The organism is Sulfitobacter sp. 1A13496 (assembly GCF_043557225.1).
GTDB lineage: Bacteria > Pseudomonadota > Alphaproteobacteria > Rhodobacterales > Rhodobacteraceae > Sulfitobacter > Sulfitobacter faviae.
Window position 1 is genome coordinate 1 of record NZ_JBIFFP010000011.1, and the last position, 23007, is coordinate 23007.

Sequence of the window (23007 nt, forward strand, 5' to 3'; positions counted from 1 at the left end):
CTGCGCGCAGGTCTCGCCAGTTCGGCCGAGGTGGACGAGCGGTATGTGCAGAAGCACCTTGGCCACGCTTCGGCACAGATGACCCGCCGCTACCAACGCCGCCGCGACCGCTTCCGCGTGAACCTGACGAAAGCCGCTGGATTGTAATCTTGCGAACTGTCATCCTGTCATTAATCCTTGGCCGGTCTGAGCTGATGAAGTCAAGAAGATCTGCATCTTCAGCCTGCTCGGTGTCGGGAACGGGCTCAGGCAAGGGCTTCAACGCACCATCGTCCTCGTCGTCGCGTGCGTTCGCGCCAAGCGCTTGACCAGCAGAAGTGATTTCCGTACCGTGGCCGATACCATCCGCGTAACTCCCCGTTGAAAGCTCAGCGCCCTGCTGTCGGTTCACAGCTGAAGACATCAGCGTATTCCCGAGGCTCATCCTCGGGCCGGACAAAGCCGCGATTAACGACAAGCTCGCCATGCGATAAAGCGTCACAAAAGCCCCTGCCCGCGCGATCTCTTCATCGTCGAAGATCAACGGCCGAGTCTCGAGCTTCTCCATCGCAATTTCCAACTCGCCAAGTCGCGCGTCGACTTCCTCGGGGAATTCATCCTGGCCCTCGTATTCCTCTTCGAGCGCCCGGTATTCGGCAAGAAGCTTGGCATGGGCCGCGCCTTCGTCATCCGTCATCGGTGCCGGGTCTCCGCTCAGCCGCCGCAAACCGTGGCTGTAGCCATAGGGCAGGTCGAGCGAGACCTCGATCCATTTCCAACCTTCGGTCGCAATGGCTTCGGCTTCAGCCTGAAGCTTCTCGCTGACCAGACGATCGAACAGGGCGGGGTCTTCCAGCCAGCCGCCGTCATCGCCCTGGAAGAGGTCGTGCAACATGGTGCCGCCAGCAGACTCATAGGCATCGATGCCGACAAAGACAGCACGACGATCGGATGCCCGCACCGAGGTTTCCGTCAGCATCCGCCGGATCTGATAGGGCTCCTTGTTCCAGGACGAGCGGATCGCCTCCCAGACCTGAACCTGGCGCTCATGATCCGGGTTAACCGTCAAGGCCATCAGCTGCTCCAGCGTCATTTCATCCTCGGCATAAAGCTCGAGCAGGGCAGGGGCCACGACGGCGAGTTTCAAGCGCTGTTTGATCACCTGCGGCCTGACGAAGAAGGCGGTTGCGATCTCTTCGTCGCCCTGACCCTTCTCCTGCAGCGCCACGAAGGCGCGGAACTGATCGAGTGGATGCAGGACAGCGCGCTTCATGTTCTCGGCGAGCGAGTCGTCTTCGGCGAGGATCGTGGACCTCGCATCCCGCACGAAGCAGGGAATGGGCGTCGTCTTGGCCAGGCGCTTCTGCTTCACCAAGAGTGACAGGGCCTGGAAGCGCCTACCGCCAGCGGGTATTTTGAACTTGCCTGTCTCGGACCCATCATCCGCCAGAACGGGCCGGACGCACAGGCTTTGCAGCAACCCGCGGCGGGCGATGTCTTCGGCCAGTTCCTCGACCGAGATGCCGGCCTTGATGCGCCGGACGTTGGACTGGCTCAGCACGAGCTTGTCGAAGGGAATGTCCCGGAACGGGGACTGGGTGACTTTCTGGGCAGGTTTCGCCATCAGATCTCCTCCACGACGGGCGCCGGAAGCCACTCTTCCGATCTCACTTCCCGTCACCCTCAAACCAACAACCCTTTCCCTCTCATATTCTGACGCTCGCGAGGCAGGACTTTAACAGCTGTTAAGTCGACAGTCCCGAGGTGGCGGAAAAGTACGCAGTCTCTCAACCTTAACAGCTGTTAAGCTGCAGATCGTCGCCCAATCAATGCCATGACCATCGGCCCACAGGAGAACTCGCCGGCCGCAGCTTTGGCAGTCAGAGCTCGCAAGTATCCACCAGGCGATCTTATGTCGGCGAAGCGTTCCAGCATCGCAGCAACGACGATCGACGCTTGCTCCGGACCCATGAACCGCTGTGCTTCTTCCCATGCAGACGCACTGATCCCCATGGCTGGCCGCACATGGCCCGCCGCATCGAAAAGCTGATGCCAATGCCGGATCTCACCTTGGTAGAAGGTCTTCAGCGAGGGACATGCCGCTATCACTAGGTGAAGCGGGATCTTTGGCAGATGTCTTGTGTCCTGTTCATCAACGTCAGCCACCGGCTCATTCGTATCCACATCTGGCACACCCGCCGCCGCCCCGCTTTTTTCTAAAGCCGGCTCAAAATCTATAGATTCTTTATTTGAATTATGATGGTGACGCTCAGATTGGGCATCATTGGTGTTCATTTCTTCTGTTTCAGGGCCATCAATGATGTTGCGTGCCTGGTCAAGGAGAGCTTCAAGATCGGCTCGATAGGCCGCGAGGTCCTCAATTGAAAGCTTGCGGCGAAGCGCGCGGGCTGTGAGGGCAGCCTTGTCGCGAAGCTGATCCCAGAAGCCTAGGCCTGGCTGCATCTCGTCTCCGAACTCGGCGAGGGCCGCGAGATCGCGTCGCATGAGGCTTACGACCTCTCTCAGGCGCCTGACGCGCTCCTCAGCCTCACGTACGGCCTCTGCGGCCCGTGCTATCTCCTCGGACTGGCAGTAGAGCGGGGAAAGATCGAAGCCAAAGGCGACGCGGTCTTCGCCGTGCTTGCGGACGTAGCGCTTCCCATTGGGGCTATCGCGCCGCTGGAGCAAGCCAGCCTCGACGAGACGCGCGAGGTGACGACGCATCGTTGAGCACGGCATGCCATTCAGGCGCTCGCAGATCGCCTTGTTCGAGGGGAAGACGACCATCTCGGCGTTCCCGCCAAGCGCATCGTCCGGAAAGAAGCTGAGGAGCCCCTGCAAAACAGTCAGATCACGTTCCGAGACCCCAAAGGCCGCTTGCGCCTTGGAGAGCTCGCGCAGGAGTTCCCACTTGTTAACGGGTCTGGCCGGAACAGATGCCTCGGGTCGCTCGATGACGCGCAAATGAGCGTGCGAAATCGGCCGCATAAACGGCGAAATTGGTGTGTACTCCATGAAAATGTTCACGAAGACAAAAATTCTAGGGCCCGCGAATCGCTTTGCGCTTGCGGGGTAGGGGCCAGAACGCTACATTCAGAAGTGCGAAAACTGAGATTTTGTAGCGGGCTGATCCCGGTGCGAAACCTTACAAAGGTCTCGTGAAGCTAGCTTCTCGGGGCCTTTTTCTTTTTGCCTGTATCGTGCCTCCTTCTTGTTGGTTGCTCTTCCTCAGTCTTCTGAACGCTTCCAGCGCTCATGAAGCTCGGTAATCAGCTTTGGGGCATTGCCCTCCAACCAGCTGATAAAATCAGGTTCATCCGTAGTCAGATCGAGTTTAAGCTGCTTGCCTTGGCGGCTGGTCTTGACCGTCGCAGCTCCGACACCGGGGATCGCCAAAGCAGGCACGCCTTTTCTAGACGGGCTTGCTTTCTTCTCTGCGCTCTTCGCGGCTGCCAGAACTGCGAGAAACGCACGCTCAGAAACCTCATCGACCGAGCCGGAACTTTCGGACTTGGCTGCATGAGCTACGGCTTGCAGTTGGTCTCGATCACCGTCGTAGGCACCCAAAGCCTTTTTGAGCTCTTCCCATCTCGGGCGACCAATCCCGGGAGCCGCACCAATTGCCTGGATGAGTTCCTCGCCGACCGTCCGAACGACACTCAAGAGTTGTGAAACCCCGGCTTCGTGGAGGTTAAGGACTTCGGCGACACCTCGATTGGTGCGCTCAGCCCCTTCCAAATGATCACCGTCCAGAAGTGCCGTCGCAACGAGCGCACGCTCAATAAAGCTCAGATCACGACGCTCTTGGTTCTCGAGAAGCTGATCTCGAAGCGCTTGATCACCCTCAACCTCTGTGACGATGGCTCGAACTTTGATACCGAGTTCGCGACATGCTTCCAAGCGTCTGCGGCCATAGATCAGGTTGTAGCGATCGCCTTCCAGTGGGCGCACCAAGACGGGCACACGCTGACCGTTCTTGGAAATAGAGTTCTTCAGGCCCTCAACTTCAATCTGAAGCCTGTCATCCAACCGTCCTTCGGTAAGGATCTGCGCCGGATCGATCTCAAATACACCGCCACGCAGTCGGCGCCCTTCAAGAGCGTCAGGAGCGTTGCGAAGGGTCTGCAGCGGCAGGCCAAGTTTAGGCTTTCTTGCCATTCCGACCCCATGTGTTCTGGATGATTTCAGCGATCTCATCGTTCACTGCGTTCATGGATTCGATCGCACGATCAAACGTCTGACGCGTGAAGTCCTTTTTGTCAGCTTCGTAGAGCGTTTGCTTGGTCAAGCCGGCATCAGATATTGCGGTCGATTCAACCATGTGATTGGTCAGGACCGACCTCCCAAACAGCCCGCGAATGAAGGCGATGACTTCGGTTTGTGGCGCGTCGCCGACTTTGTATCGCGTTGGCAAGAAGCGCAGCCAATCGAAGCGCAGATTTGCGCCTGCATCCCTGATCACTCCCAGGAGATCCGCAGTCATTCGCAGGAATTGAGACATCGACATGAGGTCAAGCATCTGCGGGTGAACCGTCACGAGGACACCCGAGGACGCAGAAAGTGCTGACATCGTCAAGAAACCAAGCTGCGGCGGGCAGTCGATCACAACAACGTCGTAGTTTGCTTCAACACTATCGAGTGCGTCATGAACTCTCGCGAAGAACGCCTTCGCTCCGCCTCGCTGGATAGCAGCAGGCGTCTCGTGCTCGAACTCCATGAGTTCAAGGTTGCCCGGGATAAGATCAAGGCCGCGGATGTAAGTCTTGCGGATCACTTCGGCGATCGGAACCGGATCGTCGTAGCGAACGGCATCATAGAGGGTTCCGCCCTCCATAAGGTCGAGTTCTGGCTGGATTCCATGAAGAGCCGAAAGAGATGCTTGGGGGTCGAGATCGATCGCAAGAACCCTGTACCCCTTTAGCGCCAAGCGCTGAGCGAGGTGAGCAGACGTCGTCGTTTTGCCGGAGCCGCCCTTGAAGTTCACCACTGATATGACTTGAAGCTCGTCACCGTCGCGACGCCCAGGCACGTAAGTTCCAGACTTTTTTGCATTTCCTTCAAGCGTCTGCCGGATTTCCCAGATATCGTCGAGCGTATAGCGGCGATGACTTCCCGCCGTCGTCTCGACGTCAACGATCTTTCCTTCTCGATGAAGCTTCCGAAGATAGGTATGGTCGACGCCAAGGAGCTCAGCAGCTTCGCCGCTGGTCAAAGTGCGCATCACCTTCTTTGCATCTGGTGGGAAGTGCGCAGCGCGCTGAGCATGCAGGTTCGACGCGAGAAGTTCCGCGTAGTGCCCGATGGCGATATCAAGATCCTGTTCTGCTTCGCTCATGTCTGCCCCGATCCGTGGGCGCGTTTTTTATGTGACCGCGCGTTATTTTTCGAGACTATTGCCCGACCAGCCAGATTCGTGCAAGCACTTTCTAGATATTGCGTCGTGCACCAAGTCCACCACAAGGGTAGCGTTCCATTACTCCGAGGCTGTGGTCGTGCGGGATCTCCTGCGCGGTGCGTGAACCGGGGCCTAAGCCCCGATCCTCTTGATGCGGATGCCGAGTTTGCGGGCCTTGTCGACGATATTCTCGGTGATGCCCGAACCGGGCGTGGCGATCAGACCCTGGGGCATGGTCTCGAGCATCTTGTCGTTGCGCTTGAAGGGGGCAGCCTTGCCATGGCTCTTCCAGTCGGGTTTGAACGCCACCTGCGTGACACCACGGGTATCTGCCCAGCGGGCAGCGATCATCTCGGCACCTTTTGGTGTGCCGCCGTGTAAAAGAATCATGTCTGGGTATTTCGCATGGGTGGCATCGAGGACGGACCAGATCAGGTCGTAGGCGTGATAGTCCCCGCCCGAGAAGGCGATCCGCGTGCCTTCGGGGCAGTGAACCTCGGTCTCCTTGCGCCGCTTGGCCGAGAGATAGGCCCGGCTGTCCACCACGGCGGAGGTGAGACCGCGATGCGAGACCTTGGATCCGGTGCGGGGCAGCCAGGGTGAACCGGTGGCGGCCGAGAAGTGGTCCACGGCCAGATCGCGCATCTGCTCGAAAGCGTCGCGATGGTCCCAGAGCTTCAGCCCGATCATCTGGAGGCGCTCGAGTTCGACCGAGGCGACCTCGGAGCCGTCCTGGATGGCCAGACTTTCCCGGACCTCGAATTCGTTGTCATCGAGGAGCTTCTGGATATGGGTGAGCCGGCGATGGAAGATCGAGGTCAGGGACCAGAGCATCTCTTCGAGATTGTCTTCCAACTGGCTTCCGGTGAGGAGGCCGATGGTGGTGTCAAAGAGCGTCGCCATGGCGAGTTCGACCTCGTCGGGCTGGGGCAGGGGGCGATGATCGGTCTCGCCGGGCCCGGGCGTTGCGACGTGAAGTGCGAGGTGGTCGAGGATGGCGGAGGTCACGCCGGTTTCCTCTTGGATGTCTGTCTGATGGGGCATTGTCTGGTTCCTCTGTTTGATCTGACCCGATTTGGATGGGGCGATAACAGGACCGGCGGCGACCGGGCCGCATCCGTCAGGATCGGAGCGCAGCGGAGAATGTGACCCGGACCGGAAAATTGTTCCCGCGAGGAATGGCCCGCCACGGTCATGTGGTGGGGCAGGGGAATTTTCCGGGTAGCGGGCGCATTGCTGCCCGGGCGAGGAGCACTCTGCTCCGACCCGCCGGTCCATCGCTCCCCTTGTCCAAACGGGATCAGATAGAACCGGCGAAACCTTTGCCCGGTCAGGCATCCCCGGGGAGGTTGGCGGTCACCCGTCCTCGATCTCCAGACCTTGTGCTTTCATGGCCTTTAGCAGAGAACGGCGCAGCGCATCTTTGCCAAATGCCCGCAGATCGTCGTTGAAATCGCCCATGTTTGGTACGAGATCACCACAGGTAATTCCAAGCGATTCCAGTTGGTTAAGCAATCTTATTAATGCGTCGCGTCCAGCTTCGTCATTGTCCCGCGCGATCCAGATACGCTTGATCCTCGGCGGCGGGATGAAGAGGCCGAGATGGGTGGCAGTGAGACAGGAGGCGAGATCGAACTCGGGGAGAGCCGTGCCGACCGAGAGGGTGTTCTCGAGACCTTCACCGACGATGAGATCGCTGCGCGCCTTGCCGGACCAGAAGCGGATGGCATGGCCGTGCAGCTGTCCGAGGATCCGCTTCGGGCTCTCGATCTCGGCCAAACCGCCGGTGGACGGGTCGAGAAAAACCCTTGCGCATCCGGTGATCTGGCCGCGATTGTCGGTGATCTTTGCCAGTAGGGCAGGGGCCCGTTCCAGCAGATCGGGGTCGTCCTCGCCCTGCCGCAGGAAGACACGCGCGTGATAGCGCAGGGCCGGGCCGAGCCGTGTGATCCCGCGCCCCTGCAGATAGGTGGCGGCCAAGGTGCCAAACACCGGCTTGCCAGCAGCGAAAAGTTTGCGCGCCCGCGCGATGCGTTTGCTGGAGGCTGCATCCGGGCGCTCAGCCCTTTGGGTGTCTCGAGGTACGGCAGGGCAGGGGGCTTCGCCGAGGAAGGATCGAGCCTCCCTCAGGGTCTCCTTGAGCGTGACAGACCCAAGCCGTTCATGCAGCAGGTCGATCAGGTCGCCATATTCACCCGTCGCGAAATCTTGCCAGGACCCGGCTTTACGACCAACCTGCGCCTGCAGACGGATGGCGAGGCTCTGGCCCTTTGCACCGGACGTGTCGCCGACCTGCCAATAATTACCCAGCTTGCGCCCCTCGGGGAAATACTGGCGGCAGAAACTCTCGGCATGGTCTGCCAGATCGGCCGAGAGGTCCGCGATACTGTGGCGCGCGCTCATGCGGCGGCCTCCGATGTGCCGGCGCCAACTGGATGCTCGGCAAGGACCCGTGTCAGCACCTCGATGCCGTCGACCGGAATGAACACCCGCGTCTTCCACTGGATCACTTCCGTGAAACAGCCCATTGCCTTCAGTCCGGGCAGGGCCGCGCCTGAAGCACCTATCAGCTCAAGCCTCGGCTGCCCCATGACCAGCGACCGGCGCAGCTGATAGCCGCCGAGGAGGTTCAGCGTCGTCCTGGCTTCCATCACGGCGGCGAGCACTTCCCGCGGCGTCATCTCGATCTGGCAATCGAGACCAAGGCGTGCAAAGACATTGAGAAGCTGCTCCTGGCTGACCAGTCGACCGATGGCGCGCTCCCCATCCTCGGTCTGAAGGCGGTAGATGCGCATGTTGTCAGCGGGAAGCCGATCCCAGATCGGCAGGAGAAGCCCGCAGATGAGCGTAATCTTTGAGGTGGTGAACTCCGGCACTGCCTCGACCTCGGCCTGCCAGAGCTGTTCGAATATCGCATCATCGATCTCTTCCCAGTGCGACTTCGAGAACTCGGTCAGCGCGAGGATTTCTGTGGCCATCGGACGCAGAAGCTTCACCCGCAGGATCGGCACGCCGTCCTCGTCCATGAAGGCCGGCGCATTCACCATCAGCGCCGCGCGTTTGGAGGAGGTGTTCCAGCACAGCGTCGCGCCGTCCGTATTTGCGCAGATCGATTTGATCCGGGGCAGGGTGAGCGGATCGTTGCGATCGGTACGCTCCACGGTCAGCGCAGTTGCCGTTGCGCCCGTAGCCCCGTGCTCGAAGATGACCTTGCGGTCGACGATTTCGAATTTCTCGGCCTTGAGCGTTTCGAGGCCGACATCGAGCGTGCCTGCCTGGCGCGCATCTTCGATGATGGCCGAGAGGAACCCGCCGAAGGCCTCGAAGATCGCGTCCTGCATGTCGATGCGGAGCGCGAGGCAACGATTCAGGAACTGCTGGATCGGCGGCAGGGTCTCTTTCATCGTGCCATCCGCTTCATCGAGCGTCAGCCCAGTCATCTCCTGGAATTTCGCATAGGAGCAGGCCTCGATCTTACCCGCACGCAGCTTGTAGAAGAACTGGCGCAGCGCAGCGCGTGCGTAGGGGCTCTCAAGGTTGTCCTCGGCACGGAACATGTTCTGACCGCCGGTCTCGCGCTGTCCCTTGGTGATGGCACCCAGCGTGTCGAGGCGGCGGGCGATGGTGGAGAGAAAGCGCTTCTCGCCCTTCACGTCTGTGGCGACGGGGCGAAAGAGTGGCGGCTGCGCCTGGTTCGTGCGGTTGGTCCTCCCGAGACCCTGAATCGCATTGTCGGCCTTCCACCCGGGCTCCAGGAGGTAATGCACCCGAAGGCGCTGGTTCTTGGCCCCGAGATCGGCGTGGTAGCTGCGCCCGGTGCCACCCGCATCGGAGAAGATCAGGATGCGTTTTGCATCGTCCATGAAGGCCTGGGTTTCGCCGAGGTTGGAGGAGGCGGGGCGGTTCTCGACCTTGAGCCGCCCCTCACGCGTCTTGACGATGCGCCGCTTGCGCCCCGTGACCTCAGCCACTGCATCGCCTCCGAAATGCCAGAGGATCTGGTCGAGCGCGCCCTGCACCGGGGCGAGGGCCCCAAGATGCTCGACAAGATCATCCCGCCGCCGCTCCGCCTCGCGGCAGATGATCGGGTTGCCATCGCAATCGAGGGCGGGGCGCGAGCGCAGATCGCCATTCTCGTCGGTGTAAGGCTCAAAAAGCTGCGTCGGGAAGCTGTGCATCAGGTAGTCCATGATGTTCTCCCTCGGCGTGAAATCGACCTGCAGATCGTCCCAGTCCGAGGAAGGGATCTCTTCAAGGCGGCGTTCCATCACCGCTTCGCTGGTCGAGACCACCTGAATCACGGCCGAGTGCCCTGCTGCAAGGTCCGCCTCGATGGCGCGGATCAGCGAGGGACATTTCATGGCGGTGATGAGATGGTTGAAGAAGCGCTGCTTGTTGCTCTCGAAGGCCGAACGCGCGGCGGATTTCGCTTGGGCGTTCAGCGTGCCGGTCTCAGAAGAAATACCCGAGGCCTGAAGCGCTGCCTCAAGGTTGTTGTGGATGATCTGGTAGGCATCGGCGTAGCTGTCGTATATGGCGACTTGAGCGGGGCTCAGCTCATGGACCAGCATCTCGTATTCGACCCCGGCATAGGAGAGGGACCGCGCCAGATAGAGCCCAAGCGCCTTCAGGTCGCGCGAGATCATCTCCATGGCCGCAATGCCCCCGGCCTCCATCGCGGCGACGAACTCGGCCCGCGTCACGAAGGGGAAATCGCCGGTGCCCCAGAGACCGAGGCGCGAAGCATAGGCAAGATTGCCGACGACTGTGGCACCGGTCGCCGAGACATAGAGAACCCGTGCATCGGGCGCGGCGTTCTGCAGCGCGAGGCCAGCGAGGCCCTGCTGGGACGCCTTCTTGTCGCCGCGGTCGGACTTTTCTCCGGCAGCATTCGCCATGGCATGGCTTTCATCAAAAGCAATGACCCCGTCGAACCCATCGCTGAGCCAGGACGTGACCTGATCGAGGCGGGAGGCTTTGCCCTCACGTTCAGCCGAGCGCAGCGTGGCGTAGGTGACGAAGAGGATGCCCTCGGGCAGGCGGATGTCGCTGCCCTGGCGGAACTTCGAGAGCGGCACGATATCGCTTTCGCGTCCCCCGAGCGCTATCCAGTCGCGACGCGCATCTTCGATGAGCTTGTCGCTCTTCGAGACCCAGACCGCCCGTCGGCGCCCTTTGAGCCAATTATCGAGGATGATACCGGCAACCTGTCGCCCTTTACCGCATCCCGTGCCATCACCCAGAAACCAGCCCTTGCGCAGGCGAAACGCGCCTTCGTCGCCCTCGGCCGCCGCCATCAACTGGCCTTCGATCTCGCCGCGCTTGAACCAGCCCTTGAGATGCGTCTCATGCGCGTTGCCCGCATAGATGACACTTTCCAGCTGCGGCGCAGAAAGAAGGCCGTCCTGAACGAGGTTCTTCGGCAGGATGGGACGATAGGTCGGCACGGGCGGCGGCACCGAGGCCATGGCGGTGGATTGCACCAGCGCGGTCGGATGTTCCGCCGCGCCATCGATCCTGATCGCCTGAAGGTCATAGGCCTCGTAGACCGTGTCCTGCAGCGTGCCGTCGGGTTGGCTCCAAGCCTTCGGCAGGTAGTCGATCGGGGCCGTCGTGATATCGTCAAACGGGTGCCTTGCGCGTTCTTCGGCGAGGGCACGGGTTTCCTTGCGCGCGGCATTGCGCAGGGCCTGCAGGTTGGTGCGGGTCGAAGCGGTCGGAGCCGACAGGGCCGTACTGGTGGGGCAGGGCGAGGGGCTGTGGCGCTGCGGGCAGTGGGTGAGCACTGCGTTGAGAAGGTCGGCGGTGGTCGCGCAGATCGGATGGTAGACGGCCTCGCTTTCGACCGATGCGATCTCATCAGCGCCAGTCGCACGCTTGTCGATCACCGTCAGCCGTGTGTCGATCGTGGTGCCATGCCGCGCAAAGACCTTGCCGTCGATAGCGGCGGAAAATACCACATCGGCGCTTTGTGCGATCCGCTGAAACGTCGACTGAAAGGATTTCGTCGAGGGGCGGAAGCTCTCGCCGGTGATGACGACAAGCCGCCCACCCGGCGCGAGACGCGCTAGGGCGGACAGGACATGTTGGCTGGTGGCCTGCCGGAACCGGCCGTCGACATGGTTGGCCGCAGAAAACGGTGGGTTCATCACGATGACCGAGGGCGTGATCGACCGATCCAGCCGGTCATCGATCGAGGCGGCATCGTGATCCGAGACGACTGCACCGGGGAACAGATGTCCCAGCAGGGCGCGGCGGGTCTCGGCAAGCTCATTCAGCGCCAGGCGAGCGCCTGCAATCTTTGCGAAAATCGCCAGCAGGCCGGTACCGGCCGAAGGCTCGAGCACCAGGTCGTCGTCCCGAAAGCCCGCCGCCTGCGCAACGATGGCCGCGAGGGGCAGAGGGGTCGAGAATTGTTGCAGGCGGACACTGTCTTCAGAGCGCCGCGTGTGGGAGGGGGCCAGACCGGCGAGACGCTCGATCATGGTGAGAAATGCCCGCGGCGCGGATACCTGGCGCTGCATCAGCGCACCGTAGCGCGAAAGCATCAGGATCTGGGCGACCTCTGCGGCTTCGTAAGCATCCTTCCAGATCCAGGAGCCGCTGGTGTCGCTGGCACCGAAGGCTTGCTCCATCGCAGTGCGAAGGGCGGCGGCGTCGATGGACCTGCCCGCCTCGAACAGGGGGACGAGGGCTTTCGCAACCTGCATCAGGTGTTGGGCGAAGCCCGGAGCCTCTGGCAGGGCAGGGGCGTCGGGCTCGGTTGCAAGTTGGACGGAATGGGGGTGAGCGTTCATCGGCAATCTCCGGGGTTTAGGGTTGGCCCCAAGCCCCGCGCGCACTCTCTCACCCGGGAGGGGTCACCCCTCCTGCCCTGCCTCTCGCTCTTTCATGGCAAAGCCCCGGTGCGAATTCGCCCGTTATCAGGACGACCGCAGATGCCTCGGCACGTCCATGGACTGATGCAAGACTCGGATCACGAAGATCCTGTCCGGGTCCACCTCGTAGAACACGAGGTGCCGGCCCGTGATCAGTTTACGCGCACCCTGCAAGAGATCGGAACAGTCAGACCCCATTTGCGGGTTGGCGATGAGACCCTTCAGGGCGCGATCGATATCATCGAGATAGCGGTCCGCCTGCGCCTCGCCCCACTGTCGGTCTGTCTCGACCCAGATATCGACGAGGTCGGATTTTGCCGCCTGAGAGTGATGAATGTCACGCATCAGAAGCGCCAGAGCGGCTCCGCGCGTCGCGCTTGATCTCATCCATGTCAAGCGGACCGGCGTCACCGGATTGTTTGCCCTCCATCAGCGCAACGCGAAGCCGCGCCCGCTGACCTTCCTGCTCCTCCATCAGGCGCAGAGAGGCGCGGATCAACTCGCTGGTTGACCCGTAACGCCCCTCTTTAAGCATCAGGGCGATGAATTCGTCCCAATGGGGGCCAAGTGTGACGCTTGTGCTTGCCATGCTCACCTCCGTAATACGCATGAATAAGATATATGAGTATTGCGGGCGTTTCAACTCGGGGGTGGGCTTGCGCCCTGTTCCGCAGCGGCGGGTCTTTGTACCTCTCGCAAAATCAGAGGATCTACAACCGCCCGCGCCTCGGACAGGCAGTCCAGATCATAGTGCTCGAAGAACCCCCAACAGGCGTCGATCTCTTCACCGTCACGCTCGACGACATAGCCATAAACCCGTCCGCCGAGGTAGGCATCGAAGGTGACGATCTCAGCGCGCAGAATGTCCTTGGCCTTTTCGCGCATCGCCTTGGTGACGCGCTTCGCGCCGAACTCCTTTCGAACCGTTTCGAGCGTTACGTATACAAAGCCAACTTGGCCGGAATCCCACGGACAATGGAACTCGATGGTGTTCATCGCGAGGCCGGAATGGTCGTAGAGGTACACGGGCAAGATGATTGCCTTGCGCTCGGCGCGCTCGCGGAGGCGATCCAGTGAAAGATCGCTCTGATCCGAGACGCCCGCAAGATCGCGCAGGAACGCCTCGGGGCAGTCGAACCGGTGGCTGTCCCCCAGCCGGTATCGGCGGTGCCAACAGATCAGCGCTCCGAGGTTGGACCACTCCCTTGGGTTCTCAGAATCGGGGTCGTGATAGATCTTGATGACGTGGCCTTGGTAGGCCTCCTCGTAGACAGGGTCTTGCATGTCGATATCCTTTCTTGAAACGCAATCGACCCGCCAAGCCGGTTGTGGCGCAGGCGGGTCGAAGTGGATGGGATCCGGTGGTTGGTGAGTTTTCTGGCCGGCGGATCAGGCAGCGGCGCGGTTTTGGCGATGCTGGATGTGCTCGACAGAGACCTTCAGCAGCCAGTCCTCAAAACCGAGAATGGTCTGGTGATTGGAGACCGCCTCGATCCAGACCGCACGCGGATCGCCAACAATCTGCGTAGGATCGTTGTCGATCCGGCCATTGGCCATCCACGGTTCCGGCTGAATGCGGACAAGCCAGTCCGCCAGCGACGGGATCCGTCCCTGGCAGTCCTCGCGCACATGCTGCTCACCGATCCAGCGGATCGGGACGACCCGGCCCGCGCTGTTGGTCAGGCTGCGGCCGAAGTGACGTTCGGCATCATAGATCCCGACTGTATGATGTTTTTGGGCTCTGTGAACAAAGAGACCTAGGTGCTCTTTGGATGAGTCAAACCAGTCATGCACGAACTGATAGTCATCTGGAACACCGCCGAATTTTCGGGCGGAGCTTTCGGCGTGGTGGAGGGGATGTGCCATGTCAGAGCCCCTCGTGTTCGGTGGTGTTGGTTTCGATATAGCGGTTCGAGTGGCTAACATCGATCTTGTCCGTCTCGAGCGCCCAGGTCAGCTCGCCATAACCGCCCTCGTTGTTCTCGAATCCGGGGCTCAGCGCATAGGCGAAATCCCAACCAAAATCTTCAACCCGGCGTCGCAACTCTTCTGTCAGCGTGATCGTGTCGGGTGTCACGACGACATCCTCGACATTGCCGGAATCGCCGTAGCCTTCATATTGCACCTCGATGCTGGTCACGCCGAAGGCACGCAGCTCGGAGAGAAGGGCAGCGCGAGTCTCGCCCCGCTCTTCGGATGCGCGTCTCTGGGATTCGAGCATCTGTGCGTAGAAATCAGTCGCTTGTGTCATGTCTTTTTGTCCTTTGGAATTGGGAGAGGGGAGGGCGACCGTTACGCGAGGCCGCCCCGGAGTTTCCTTTGGGGGGCTTCAGGCCGCAGCGTCGCCGCGGTTTTCAGCCGTCCGGTCAACCAGGTTGAAATACAGATTCTCGGTCGCGCGCTTGAACCCCGGCGGTTTGCGCGGGGCGAGGCAACGCACCGAAGCACTGCAACTCTCACCATGCTCCATTGCGAACTGCGTCACCTTGTCGATCAAATCGTCCATGCCCGCGGCCTGGACGCGCTTTTCGGGGTAGGTCGCCATCATATGGAACTGGGTAACAACGAAGGCGCCGTCACGATGCGCGGGATAGAGGGTGATCTGGTAATCGAGTGTCTTGGCCATCTCTGGTCTCCTGCAGCAGGCCGGACGCGATCATCGCGCCCCTTGAAACCCGCCAGCCCGAAAGGACCGCCCTTTATGCAAGGACGGCCCGGGGCGGCGATTGGGGGTGGAGGGCGTCAGTATTCCGACGGGAGAAGCAAGGTCAGCACGCGACGCGTCTGTTTCGGGTCGGAAGGCTCAGGCGAGCCGTACTGATAATCGACGTCGTACAAGTCGATCTTGAACCAAACCTTCGTGCCATTGAATTCGATGACCCCCATCTCGTGCAATCCCTGCGGGTCACTGTCGGCATTGAAGGCGTCGAACGCGGCAACGCGGCGTGTGAGTTCCAGTTGTGCGTCGGGTCCAAGCGCGGCGACGCCACATGTCATCACAAACTGTCCCTGCGGGGCATCGGCAACGGAAGGATTGCCGAGGATGGAATTGCGAAACGCGTCATTCTGCGCGGCGATGCGTGCGGCTTCCTGAACAGGATCGAGGTCGAGTCTGGTGGTCATAGGATGTCTCCGGGACGGGCCAGCCGATCCGATATCGGCTGTCGGCAACCCGTCAGCCGGAAAGAGCCGCCCTCGATGTGAGGGCGGCCCAAAGCTCATGTCGTGATCAGGTCGGTGTTCGCTTCGTCAGGCCGCATCTCCGCTAAGGAAGGCGGGCAAGGACGATGGTTCATTGCTCTCCGCCTCGGCCAGAGCGTCTGCGGCAGGCACGTCGCCTTCCTCCGCCTCGGGCGCATCGCCAATCATTTTGGCGTCGGCCTCCGCCGCACCGGCAAACACCATCCCGTCTGGCAGCCAGCGCGTTGTCTTTGCTGCCGTCGCCGCGTCGAAACCTTCCGTCTCGCCGGCCGTTTCCGCGAAAGCGCGCTCCATCGCGGCTGCGAGATCGCCCTTGCGTTCGCGATTGCGATCCTCGGCGTAATCATCGCCGATGAGCTTGCGCGCCGTGGCCACCGCATGCCCCTTGTTGACGCGACCCCAGTAGTTCTGGGCACTCGGGCGCCAGCAGGCCGCCACATCGACGTCGAGCCGCGCACCAATCTCCTCAATGATGTGGGAGGGGCGATTGTCAGAGGAGAGCTGCGGCTTGACCGCGAGACCCGTCGCCCAGGCGAAAAGCGCCTGCTTGTCCGCAATGGGCAGGGCCGACATCGCCCGGAAGTCATCGGGTTTCTCCAGCTTCATCCAGTCGGTGGCGAGGTCCTGCTCCAACGCCTCAAGCATCTTCTGAGCGACGGTGTCCGCATGCAGCACCTCGCGGTTTTGCGCCTGGAAGGGCCGGATGGAGATATCGAGCGCCTCGTTGTTGTAGGACCGCCCCAAAGCCTGCTCGCAGAGCGCGTAGAGCATCGCATCGAAAGCCACCTCGAAATCCGCCGCCAGATGCGCCCGCAGGATGTGCTGACGCGTGGCGCGCAGATCGTCGGCCAGGCTCGCCGAAATCCCGTCCGCCTTGCGCAACGTCGCGGCCGGGTCGGAGCTCGGCACCGGCGTGGAGGAGGTCGGCGGCGTCACCTGTGGGCGGGCAGGGGAGGGAGCGCCATCCGGATCTGCGGTGGTATCGTCCGGTTCGGGCGCAACAGGAATGTCCTCGGGCCGCACCAGGCCTTTCTCGACGCGCAACACCCCGTCATGGCCGATGGTCAGGACTACACCGGCGATAGCGCGATCTGCCTCGGCATAGGGTTGCCGTTCGCGCTGCATGGCTTCAATTTCGCGCAAACGCGGCTCGATGGCGTAGTATTCTTCGGTCTCCGCGTCGGTCCAGTCCTCCCCGTCGTTCTGCGCCGCCAATTCTTCCTCACGCGCGATGAGACGTTCCTCCTCGGCCAGCATGTCCGCATCCGGTTCGATGTCCTGCGGATAGACCCGCCCGAAACTGCGAAACGCGCCATAATCCACCGAAAGATGCACTTCGACCCATTTCCATATCCCTTCGAAGGGTTTGGCCGCAGCCTGCAGTTTCTCAATGGCGAGACGCTCCAAGAGGTCGGGGTTTTCCATATGAGCGGTTGCCCGGTCGTCGAAGAGATCCCGCAGCAGAACCCCGCCCGCCGCCTCATACGCCTCGATGCCGACAAATCGACCAATTGCCGAGTTCGCCGAATGTGCGGCCCCGGTCAGCTGACGTTTGATGCTCTGCGGATGGATGTGATAGCCGCCCTTCACGGCGTTCCAGACCGCGAGCTGGCGGTCATGGTCGTCGGTCAGCGTGAAAGCCATCACGCATTCGAGGGTCAGATCACCGGCACGAAACTGCTCGATGATTTCGGGTGCGACACGGGCGAGTTTGAGGCGACGGCGCACCAGGTCGACGGAGACGCCGAATTTGAGCGCAATCTCGTCTTCGCTGCGACCCTCGCCGATCATCTTGTCGAAGGCCTCGAACTGGTCTGCCGGATGCATCGCCGCGCGCTGGAGGTTTTCTGTGGCCGAGGTAAGGATGGCGTTGCGCTCGTCCTCGACAAGGCAGGGCACTGGATGATCAGCGGGGATCACACCGTCCTCGGCGAGTTGTTTCAGCGCCTTGAGGCGACGACCGCCTGCGTCGACGGCAAAACGTGTCTCGGAAAGTGCGTGAACCACCAGGTTCTGCTTGATTCCCGTCTCGCGGATGCTCGCAAGAATCTCGGCATCGTCGCTGGCGCTTGCGGCCACCTTGCGGACGTTGAGTGGGCTCGGCTCCAGCTTGTCGAGCGGGATCATCCGGATGTCGGCACCGCCGTCAGGCGCGGCCGATCCAACGGCTTCGGTCTTTTTTGAGGTGGTGGGATTCGGGCGGGTCGTGGTCTTGGCCATGGTCAGGGTCCTTGTCTCGCCGGACCCGGATGAGCCTCTCTCTATCCTTTCAAGCCCGGCACCCGGGCTTCCCTTTCTCTGGCTTTCACTGTGCGTTGACGTGTGAAGTGGTCCCATCTTTTCGGACAGGTTTGCAGCGTTTCTAAGGTGTATCGGGTTTAGGTTTCATGCTGCGTGTCGCTCTTCCAAGCCTGCCCAATATGCGTCGTCCGGCGTCTGCCGATCAAGCGCGGAATGGGGTCGGCTGGTGTTATAGAATGCCATCCAGCCCTTGATGACACGACGGGCCCGGAAGCCTTCATTGATTTCTTCGAGATAGATGGCCTCCTGCTTCAGGGATCGCCAGAGGCGTTCGATGAAGATGTTGTCGAGGTAACGCCCGCGCCCGTCCATCGAGATGCGCACGCCCGCCTCGGTCAGCGTCGTGATCCAGGCCGATCCGGTGAACTGCGATCCCTGATCTGTGTTCATGATCTCAGGCGGGCCGTACCTGGCGATGGCCTCGCTCAGTGCTTCGACGCAGAAGTCGGCGTGCATCGTGTTCGACAACCGCCAGCTCAGCACCTTGCGCGTCGCCCAGTCCATGATTGCCACCAGATAGAGGAAGCCATTTCTGACTGGCACAAAGGTGATATCGGCGCACCAGACCTGGTTCGGTCGGTCAATCACCATCTTCCTCAGCAGATACGGGAAGACCGGGTGCTGAGGATGCGGCTGGCTGGTTCGTGGGCGCTTGTAGACCGCTTCAAGACCCATCTTCGCCATCAATCGCCTGACGCGATGGCGGCCAACAACAATGCCTTCCCGGCGCAGATAGGCCGCGATCTGGCGCGACCCGAAGAATGGGTATTTGGTGAACACCCGGTCGATCTCTTTCATCATCGACAGCGTGTCGGCGTCGATCCCGGCGGGCGTGTAGTAGAACGCCGACCGGCTCAGGCTCACCAGCTTGCACTGCTGGCTGATGCTCAGCTTGGGGTGATCCCGGTTGATCATCGCGCGTTTCTTTCCAGGGCTCATCGCTTCAGCCCTTCCGACAAAAAATCGTTCTCGACCGCCAGCCTCCCGATCTTGGCGTGAAGTTCCTTTACTTCCGCCTCGGTCGGGCCGCTCTGCTTGCCACCCGAGAACACATCGGCCATGCCCTCGATGGCCTGCCGCTTCCATGTGCTGACCTGATTTGGGTGCAACTGATGCTTCGCCGCGATCTCCTGCACGGTCTTGTCGCCACGCAGCGCTTCCAACGCCACCTTGGCCTTAAACTGATCTGTAAAGTTCCGGCGCTTTGCCATGTTCGTATCCCTTCAAAGGTTCGGGAAACACCTTAGCTGACTGTCCGGTTTCCTGGGACCACTTCAGACCTCATCCGCTGACCTTCGTCTCTGGCCGCGGCTTTTCAAAATGCCATTCTTGAAGGCCAGATAGAAATTTGCACTCGGTCACACGCAAACGGGGCGAAAAACCTCTTTGATTACAGGCGGCAACCTCAAAGGTTGCTAGCTCACTGTTTGATTTTCCGAACCCACTTCCGCGAGCAAAATCTGCCGAATTGAGCTTTCAATTTTGACTTTTCCAAATGTTGAAGCATCTCGGAAAACTGACTTCGTTTCGCATTCGAAGCAAATCAAGTCATGCTGACGGCCGACAACTTTTAGACCAACTGAACTTTCCCCGACATGGACCACATAGACCTCGCATGCTAGGTTCGCGCCTGCTTTCACCGGCGCATGGAATTGTAGGTCCATAGAGACAAAAGGCATGGCCGTGTTTCTTTCCGTGAGTAGAAAAAGCCAGCCCCGGCCTGAAAGCAAATCGTCCCAGAAAGTCTCGATCGCTTCCAGCGCGAAATTCGTGATCCGGCCAGTAAAGGCGATTCCCAGCTGGTCACAGTCGCCAAAGAAAATCCTGCGTTCGAAGGCAAATCGTGGTTTAAATTCTGTTTCTGGTACATTCATTGCAGCGTTACGGGCTCAACATTTCTTTGTCTCTGGTGCGTGACAGCGATAGGAAGGAATAGTTTTCCGGTAATTATGCCATGCGCCGGAATTCGGCGGGGGTCGCGCCTGTCATTTTTCGAAAAGTTCGACTAAAATGACTCTGATCTGCAAAACCGCAGTCAAGCGCGACCACTTTCAGGGGGGCATTACCCTTTCTCAGCATCTCCTGGGCCTTCGATATTCGCTTGCGCAAAACATATGCATACGGTGCCAACCCAAACTCCGCCTTGAACTGACGCGAAAAGTGAAACTGGCTGAAACCGATAGATGCGGCCATGTCTTCCAGACTGAGGTTTTCACCTAAGCAGCTTTCAACGAGATCGATGATTCTCTGCCTTTGAGCAGGGCTGAAGTTCGAGTTTGCGTCGCTGGTCAAAGAGACCTTGGCGTACTGACGCAGAAGGTGAACGGCGATCTGGATGCGCAGGGCGTCGATGATCAATCTCTGGCCGATTCCACCGTTCTTTAGCTCATTCTCTAGCAATTGGATGCAGTTCAGGATACAGGGGTCCTTCGCAGACAGACAATCATTGATCTCAATGGACTTCGGGTCACGATCAAAGACCGAAAGGGCCGTGTTTTCGAGTTCACTGTGACTGAGATAGACGTGTCTAACCGTGATAGGCTCGGACCAACTCCAAGTGGATTCCTCTGCACGCGTGAGCAAGGAAATCCTACCTTTCTCTACGCGCGCGCTTTGCCATGGGCCGCCACTCGTGCGGCGCATAGTGGTTGGCGCGCCATCATATGCAACAATCATATAGTCGCGCATGGGGGGAATTGCCGCGTCTTGTCGCTCATAACGATAGCCCTTCAGGGTAATGCCGTTCCAGTTGCACCCGGAACTGTCCAACGTAGTCGTGCCGGGAATCCATTCGGGTATCCGGTCCGGTGATATGAGCAGTCTTTCCATCTTGGCCTCCCTGAACTTTTTCACGATCGTCCGCTTGAGCTGAAATTTCGGCTTAGGTCGTCTCGCGCATCCGCGGTTCTTCTCGAACGATATTCGCTTGAGTCAATCTATCGATTTCAGCTTCTGTCAGTCCAGCCTCGCTAAGCAACTCCCTACTATGCTGCCCGAAGCGAGGCGGTGCCGCGCGAACCGCTCCGGGGGTACGCGACAAGCGTGCTGGCACGCCGGTGCCGCGGTAGGTGCCAACTGATACCACCATGCCGCGATGTCGGGTGTGTGGATGCTCCAACGCTTCATTCACATTCCGAACGACTCCGGCGGGAATCCCAGCTTTCAAAAGCACCGGCTCAAGTTTGAAGGCGTCATGTTGCACCAGGCACTCTGACAAGACCTCTGTCATCTCTGACCGATGCGCAAGACGCGCGGCATTGTCGGCAAATCGTGGATCGCAGGGCACCTCAGGTAGGCCAAGCACGTCACAGAGTTTTGCGAACTGACCATTGTTACCGATAGCCAGATAGAGTTTGCCATTACTTGTTTCGAACATGTCGTATGGTACGATATTTGGATGCCCATTGCCGGTCGCCATTGGTATCTGTCCGGACATGAGGGAATTAGCCGCTTGGGGATGCATCATGCTGATCGCGCAATCATATAGCGGCACTTCGATGGCTTGGCCCAATCCGGACCGGCCCCGTTCCAAAAGTGCGGCGAGAATAGCGTTACAGGCGATCAGACCGGTGCCGATGTCCACGATGGGCGTACCCATGCGTGTCGGGCCTTCGGAGGGATTGCCGTTGATGCTCATGAGGCCCGTCATAGCTTGTACCACGGCGTCATAGCCGGGAAAACCGCCAAGTGGGCCATCGGAACCAAATCCAGTCACATGGCAGAGTACCAGTCTAGGAAAACGTGCCCTGAGAACATCAGCATAACCAAGCCCCCATTTTTCAAGAGTACCAGACTTAAAATTGTGAACTAAAACATCCGCATCCTGAAGAAACCGCAAAATCAGGTCGCGCCCTTCCGGTTGCTGCAGATCGATAGCGATGGACCGCTTGTTGCGGTTGGCGCCAGAGAAATAAGCGCTGAGTTCATCATTGAAAGGCGGGCCCCAACTGCGGGTCTCGTCGCCCAGAGGCGGCTCCACCTTGATGACCTCAGCGCCATGATCCGCAAGCATTTGGGTGCAGTAAGGCCCGCCCAGCACGCGGCTGAGGTCGACCACCTTGATCCCGTCCAATGAGCCAGCCATCAAAGCGCCTCCTGATAGAGGCGCGACACATCTTCGGCTGTCATGTCGCGCGGGTTGGTCTCCAGCAATCGCGTGATACCGGTCACGACCTCATTAGCCATTCCGGGAATGGCTGCCTCGGTCACTCCGACACCAGAAAGTCGAGACTCAAGTCCGCTTTCGACTAGCATCCGTTCCATCTCGTCGATCAGGCCATGGGCCGCAGCCGCATCAGAGTTGAAAGGCCGCGAGGGCAGTAGTAACCGCGATAGACGAGCATATTCAGCTTCTGCAACGGGCATGTTGAACCTCATCACTGGTCCTGCGACCAGAGCGTTTGCGTGCCCGTGAGGAACCTTGAAACCTGTTCCAAGTGGGTATGACAAGGCATGAATCGCCCCCACGCTGGCATTAATGAAGGCCATCCCAGCCAGTGTCGCCCCCAACAGCATGGCCTCTCGCGCTGACAGGTCCGAAGGCGTTTCCATGACGATTGGTAAGTTCTGACCGAGAAGCACCAGCGCTTTGTCCGCCATTCCATCGGAAATGGGATTCTTTCTGGTGCGACTGGTTACTGCCTCAATGGCGTGAACCATTGCGTCTAACGCCGTGGCCGCTGTGATGTGACGAGGCATTCCCAATGTTAGCTTTGCATCTAGCAAGGCAACGTCAGGCAGAAGCTGCGGTGCATATACCGCTTTTTTTTCGTGGCTTTCCGAAGTCAGCACGGACACCCATGTTACCTCTGATCCGGTCCCTGCCGTGGTTGGCACCTGGATCAGTGGCAAGCGTTTATCGGTGACCTGATTAATCCCGATCATGTCCGTAATCGGTTGATCGTTGGCTACCGCCGCTGCGATGACCTTGGCAGTGTCCAGTGAACTGCCGCCGCCAAGTCCGATGATTCCGTCAGCACCAAAGGCCCGCGCGACCTCTACCGCGGCCTCGACGACAGCGATCGGGGGGTCCGCTTCGACTTTATGAAAAATCTCAACCTCGATGCCAGCAGCCCTAAGTGAGGCGGCTGCCTCGTCCGCAAAACCACAGGCCAATATGCCCGGGTCCGTCACGACCAGCGCACGGGTGCAAGACAAATCTTGCATCAGGCTGCCGATCCGGCCAAGCCCACCGCTCTCGCAGACGATCCTCGGGGTGGAAAGGAAATTGAAGTCCATAGTTTGTCTTCGCTC

19 protein-coding genes and 2 pseudogenes are annotated in these 23007 nt (G+C 60.0%); 1 reads left to right on the forward strand and 20 read right to left on the reverse strand.

What is annotated here, in order from left to right:
- Positions 1-147 (forward strand): annotated as a pseudogene (locus tag ACGYLX_RS17675) (integrase); the annotation flags it as partial.
- Between the two features lie 97 nt (positions 148-244).
- Here the strand turns inward: ACGYLX_RS17675 and ACGYLX_RS17680 are convergent.
- The 20 genes and pseudogenes from ACGYLX_RS17680 to ACGYLX_RS17775 form a co-directional block, all read right to left on the reverse strand.
- Positions 245-1603, reverse strand: a pseudogene (locus ACGYLX_RS17680) (ParB/RepB/Spo0J family partition protein); the annotation flags it as partial.
- Positions 1604-1782: 179 nt separating this feature from the next.
- The gene (repC, locus tag ACGYLX_RS17685) at positions 1783-2994 is read right to left on the reverse strand and encodes a plasmid replication protein RepC (RefSeq protein ID WP_037954835.1); all 1212 of its coding nucleotides are present in this window, start codon (positions 2992-2994) and stop codon (positions 1783-1785) included.
- 213 nt (positions 2995-3207) lie between these two features.
- Complete coding sequence (gene repB, locus ACGYLX_RS17690; RefSeq protein WP_037954833.1) at positions 3208-4137, reverse strand: plasmid partitioning protein RepB; 930 nt, start codon at positions 4135-4137, stop codon at positions 3208-3210.
- Positions 4121-5314 carry a plasmid partitioning protein RepA gene (gene repA / locus ACGYLX_RS17695; RefSeq protein WP_009827042.1) on the reverse strand — a complete coding sequence of 398 codons (1194 nt, stop codon included), beginning with the start codon at positions 5312-5314 and terminating at the stop codon, positions 4121-4123. The genes repB and repA overlap by 17 nt, the downstream gene beginning before the upstream one ends.
- Before the next feature lie 192 nt (positions 5315-5506).
- Positions 5507-6418 carry a DUF2493 domain-containing protein gene (locus tag ACGYLX_RS17700; RefSeq protein ID WP_009827041.1) on the reverse strand — a complete coding sequence of 304 codons (912 nt, stop codon included), beginning with the start codon at positions 6416-6418 and terminating at the stop codon, positions 5507-5509.
- A 312-nt stretch (positions 6419-6730) separates the two neighbouring features.
- On the reverse strand, positions 6731-7777 hold the full coding sequence (locus ACGYLX_RS17705; protein ID WP_394451000.1) for a toprim domain-containing protein: 1047 nt from the start codon (positions 7775-7777) through the stop codon (positions 6731-6733).
- The gene (locus ACGYLX_RS17710) at positions 7774-12171 is read right to left on the reverse strand and encodes a strawberry notch-like NTP hydrolase domain-containing protein (RefSeq protein WP_009827039.1); all 4398 of its coding nucleotides are present in this window, start codon (positions 12169-12171) and stop codon (positions 7774-7776) included. Before ACGYLX_RS17710 ends, ACGYLX_RS17705 begins: the two co-directional genes overlap by 4 nt.
- A 126-nt stretch (positions 12172-12297) precedes the next feature.
- A complete protein-coding gene (locus ACGYLX_RS17715) occupies positions 12298-12597 on the reverse strand; it encodes a type II toxin-antitoxin system RelE/ParE family toxin (RefSeq protein ID WP_009827038.1) in 300 nt (99 codons plus the stop codon).
- Complete coding sequence (locus tag ACGYLX_RS17720) at positions 12590-12841, reverse strand: type II toxin-antitoxin system ParD family antitoxin (RefSeq protein WP_009827037.1); 252 nt, start codon at positions 12839-12841, stop codon at positions 12590-12592. Before ACGYLX_RS17720 ends, ACGYLX_RS17715 begins: the two co-directional genes overlap by 8 nt.
- 50 nt (positions 12842-12891) lie before the next feature.
- Positions 12892-13536 (reverse strand): hypothetical protein, encoded by a 645-nt coding sequence (locus tag ACGYLX_RS17725; RefSeq protein WP_009827036.1) that lies wholly within the window; start codon positions 13534-13536, stop codon positions 12892-12894.
- A 105-nt stretch (positions 13537-13641) separates the two neighbouring features.
- Positions 13642-14118: a DUF6915 family protein gene (locus ACGYLX_RS17730; protein ID WP_009827035.1), complete on the reverse strand. Its 477-nt coding sequence runs from the start codon at positions 14116-14118 to the stop codon at positions 13642-13644.
- 1 nt (position 14119) lies between these two features.
- Complete coding sequence (locus ACGYLX_RS17735; protein ID WP_009827034.1) at positions 14120-14503, reverse strand: DUF6878 family protein; 384 nt, start codon at positions 14501-14503, stop codon at positions 14120-14122.
- Between the two features lie 78 nt (positions 14504-14581).
- A complete protein-coding gene (locus ACGYLX_RS17740) occupies positions 14582-14878 on the reverse strand; it encodes a hypothetical protein (RefSeq protein WP_009827033.1) in 297 nt (98 codons plus the stop codon).
- Between the two features lie 116 nt (positions 14879-14994).
- A complete protein-coding gene (locus ACGYLX_RS17745) occupies positions 14995-15375 on the reverse strand; it encodes a DUF3768 domain-containing protein (protein ID WP_009827032.1) in 381 nt (126 codons plus the stop codon).
- A 126-nt stretch (positions 15376-15501) separates the two neighbouring features.
- A complete protein-coding gene (locus ACGYLX_RS17750; RefSeq protein WP_009827031.1) occupies positions 15502-17673 on the reverse strand; it encodes a ParB/RepB/Spo0J family partition protein in 2172 nt (723 codons plus the stop codon).
- Positions 17674-17838: 165 nt separating this feature from the next.
- Positions 17839-18965 (reverse strand): IS3 family transposase gene (locus ACGYLX_RS17755; protein WP_197918801.1). Its coding sequence is split into 2 segments (ribosomal slippage): positions 17839-18695 and positions 18695-18965, totalling 1128 coding nucleotides; the frame shifts between segments, so codons are not numbered across the junction.
- 204 nt (positions 18966-19169) lie between these two features.
- Positions 19170-19628 (reverse strand): thioesterase family protein, encoded by a 459-nt coding sequence (locus ACGYLX_RS17760; protein ID WP_007120589.1) that lies wholly within the window; start codon positions 19626-19628, stop codon positions 19170-19172.
- 73 nt (positions 19629-19701) lie between these two features.
- The gene (locus tag ACGYLX_RS17765) at positions 19702-20583 is read right to left on the reverse strand and encodes an AraC family transcriptional regulator (protein WP_232272173.1); all 882 of its coding nucleotides are present in this window, start codon (positions 20581-20583) and stop codon (positions 19702-19704) included.
- A gap of 52 nt (positions 20584-20635) precedes the next feature.
- Positions 20636-21838, reverse strand: a complete 1203-nt coding sequence (locus ACGYLX_RS17770) for a CaiB/BaiF CoA-transferase family protein (protein ID WP_007120591.1) — start codon at positions 21836-21838, stop codon at positions 20636-20638.
- A complete protein-coding gene (locus ACGYLX_RS17775) occupies positions 21838-22992 on the reverse strand; it encodes an iron-containing alcohol dehydrogenase (protein ID WP_007120592.1) in 1155 nt (384 codons plus the stop codon). The genes ACGYLX_RS17770 and ACGYLX_RS17775 overlap by 1 nt, the downstream gene beginning before the upstream one ends.
- Positions 22993-23007: the final 15 nt, after the last annotated feature.

Coding starts and splice junctions, on each gene's coding strand:
- ACGYLX_RS17770 (WP_007120591.1), bottom strand. CDS start 21,838: ATGGCTGGCTCATTGGACGGGATCAAGGTGGTCGACCTCAGCCGCGTG.
- ACGYLX_RS17710 (WP_009827039.1), bottom strand. CDS start 12,171: ATGAACGCTCACCCCCATTCCGTCCAACTTGCAACCGAGCCCGACGCC.
- ACGYLX_RS17715 (WP_009827038.1), bottom strand. CDS start 12,597: ATGCGTGACATTCATCACTCTCAGGCGGCAAAATCCGACCTCGTCGAT.
- repC (WP_037954835.1), bottom strand. CDS start 2,994: ATGGAGTACACACCAATTTCGCCGTTTATGCGGCCGATTTCGCACGCT.
- ACGYLX_RS17775 (WP_007120592.1), bottom strand. CDS start 22,992: ATGGACTTCAATTTCCTTTCCACCCCGAGGATCGTCTGCGAGAGCGGT.
- repB (WP_037954833.1), bottom strand. CDS start 4,137: ATGGCAAGAAAGCCTAAACTTGGCCTGCCGCTGCAGACCCTTCGCAAC.
- ACGYLX_RS17705 (WP_394451000.1), bottom strand. CDS start 7,777: ATGAGCGCGCGCCACAGTATCGCGGACCTCTCGGCCGATCTGGCAGAC.
- ACGYLX_RS17735 (WP_009827034.1), bottom strand. CDS start 14,503: ATGACACAAGCGACTGATTTCTACGCACAGATGCTCGAATCCCAGAGA.
- ACGYLX_RS17765 (WP_232272173.1), bottom strand. CDS start 20,583: ATGGAAAGACTGCTCATATCACCGGACCGGATACCCGAATGGATTCCC.
- ACGYLX_RS17730 (WP_009827035.1), bottom strand. CDS start 14,118: ATGGCACATCCCCTCCACCACGCCGAAAGCTCCGCCCGAAAATTCGGC.
- ACGYLX_RS17700 (WP_009827041.1), bottom strand. CDS start 6,418: ATGCCCCATCAGACAGACATCCAAGAGGAAACCGGCGTGACCTCCGCC.
- ACGYLX_RS17750 (WP_009827031.1), bottom strand. CDS start 17,673: ATGGCCAAGACCACGACCCGCCCGAATCCCACCACCTCAAAAAAGACC.
- repA (WP_009827042.1), bottom strand. CDS start 5,314: ATGAGCGAAGCAGAACAGGATCTTGATATCGCCATCGGGCACTACGCG.
- ACGYLX_RS17720 (WP_009827037.1), bottom strand. CDS start 12,841: ATGGCAAGCACAAGCGTCACACTTGGCCCCCATTGGGACGAATTCATC.
- ACGYLX_RS17725 (WP_009827036.1), bottom strand. CDS start 13,536: ATGCAAGACCCTGTCTACGAGGAGGCCTACCAAGGCCACGTCATCAAG.
- ACGYLX_RS17740 (WP_009827033.1), bottom strand. CDS start 14,878: ATGGCCAAGACACTCGATTACCAGATCACCCTCTATCCCGCGCATCGT.
- ACGYLX_RS17760 (WP_007120589.1), bottom strand. CDS start 19,628: ATGAATGTACCAGAAACAGAATTTAAACCACGATTTGCCTTCGAACGC.
- ACGYLX_RS17745 (WP_009827032.1), bottom strand. CDS start 15,375: ATGACCACCAGACTCGACCTCGATCCTGTTCAGGAAGCCGCACGCATC.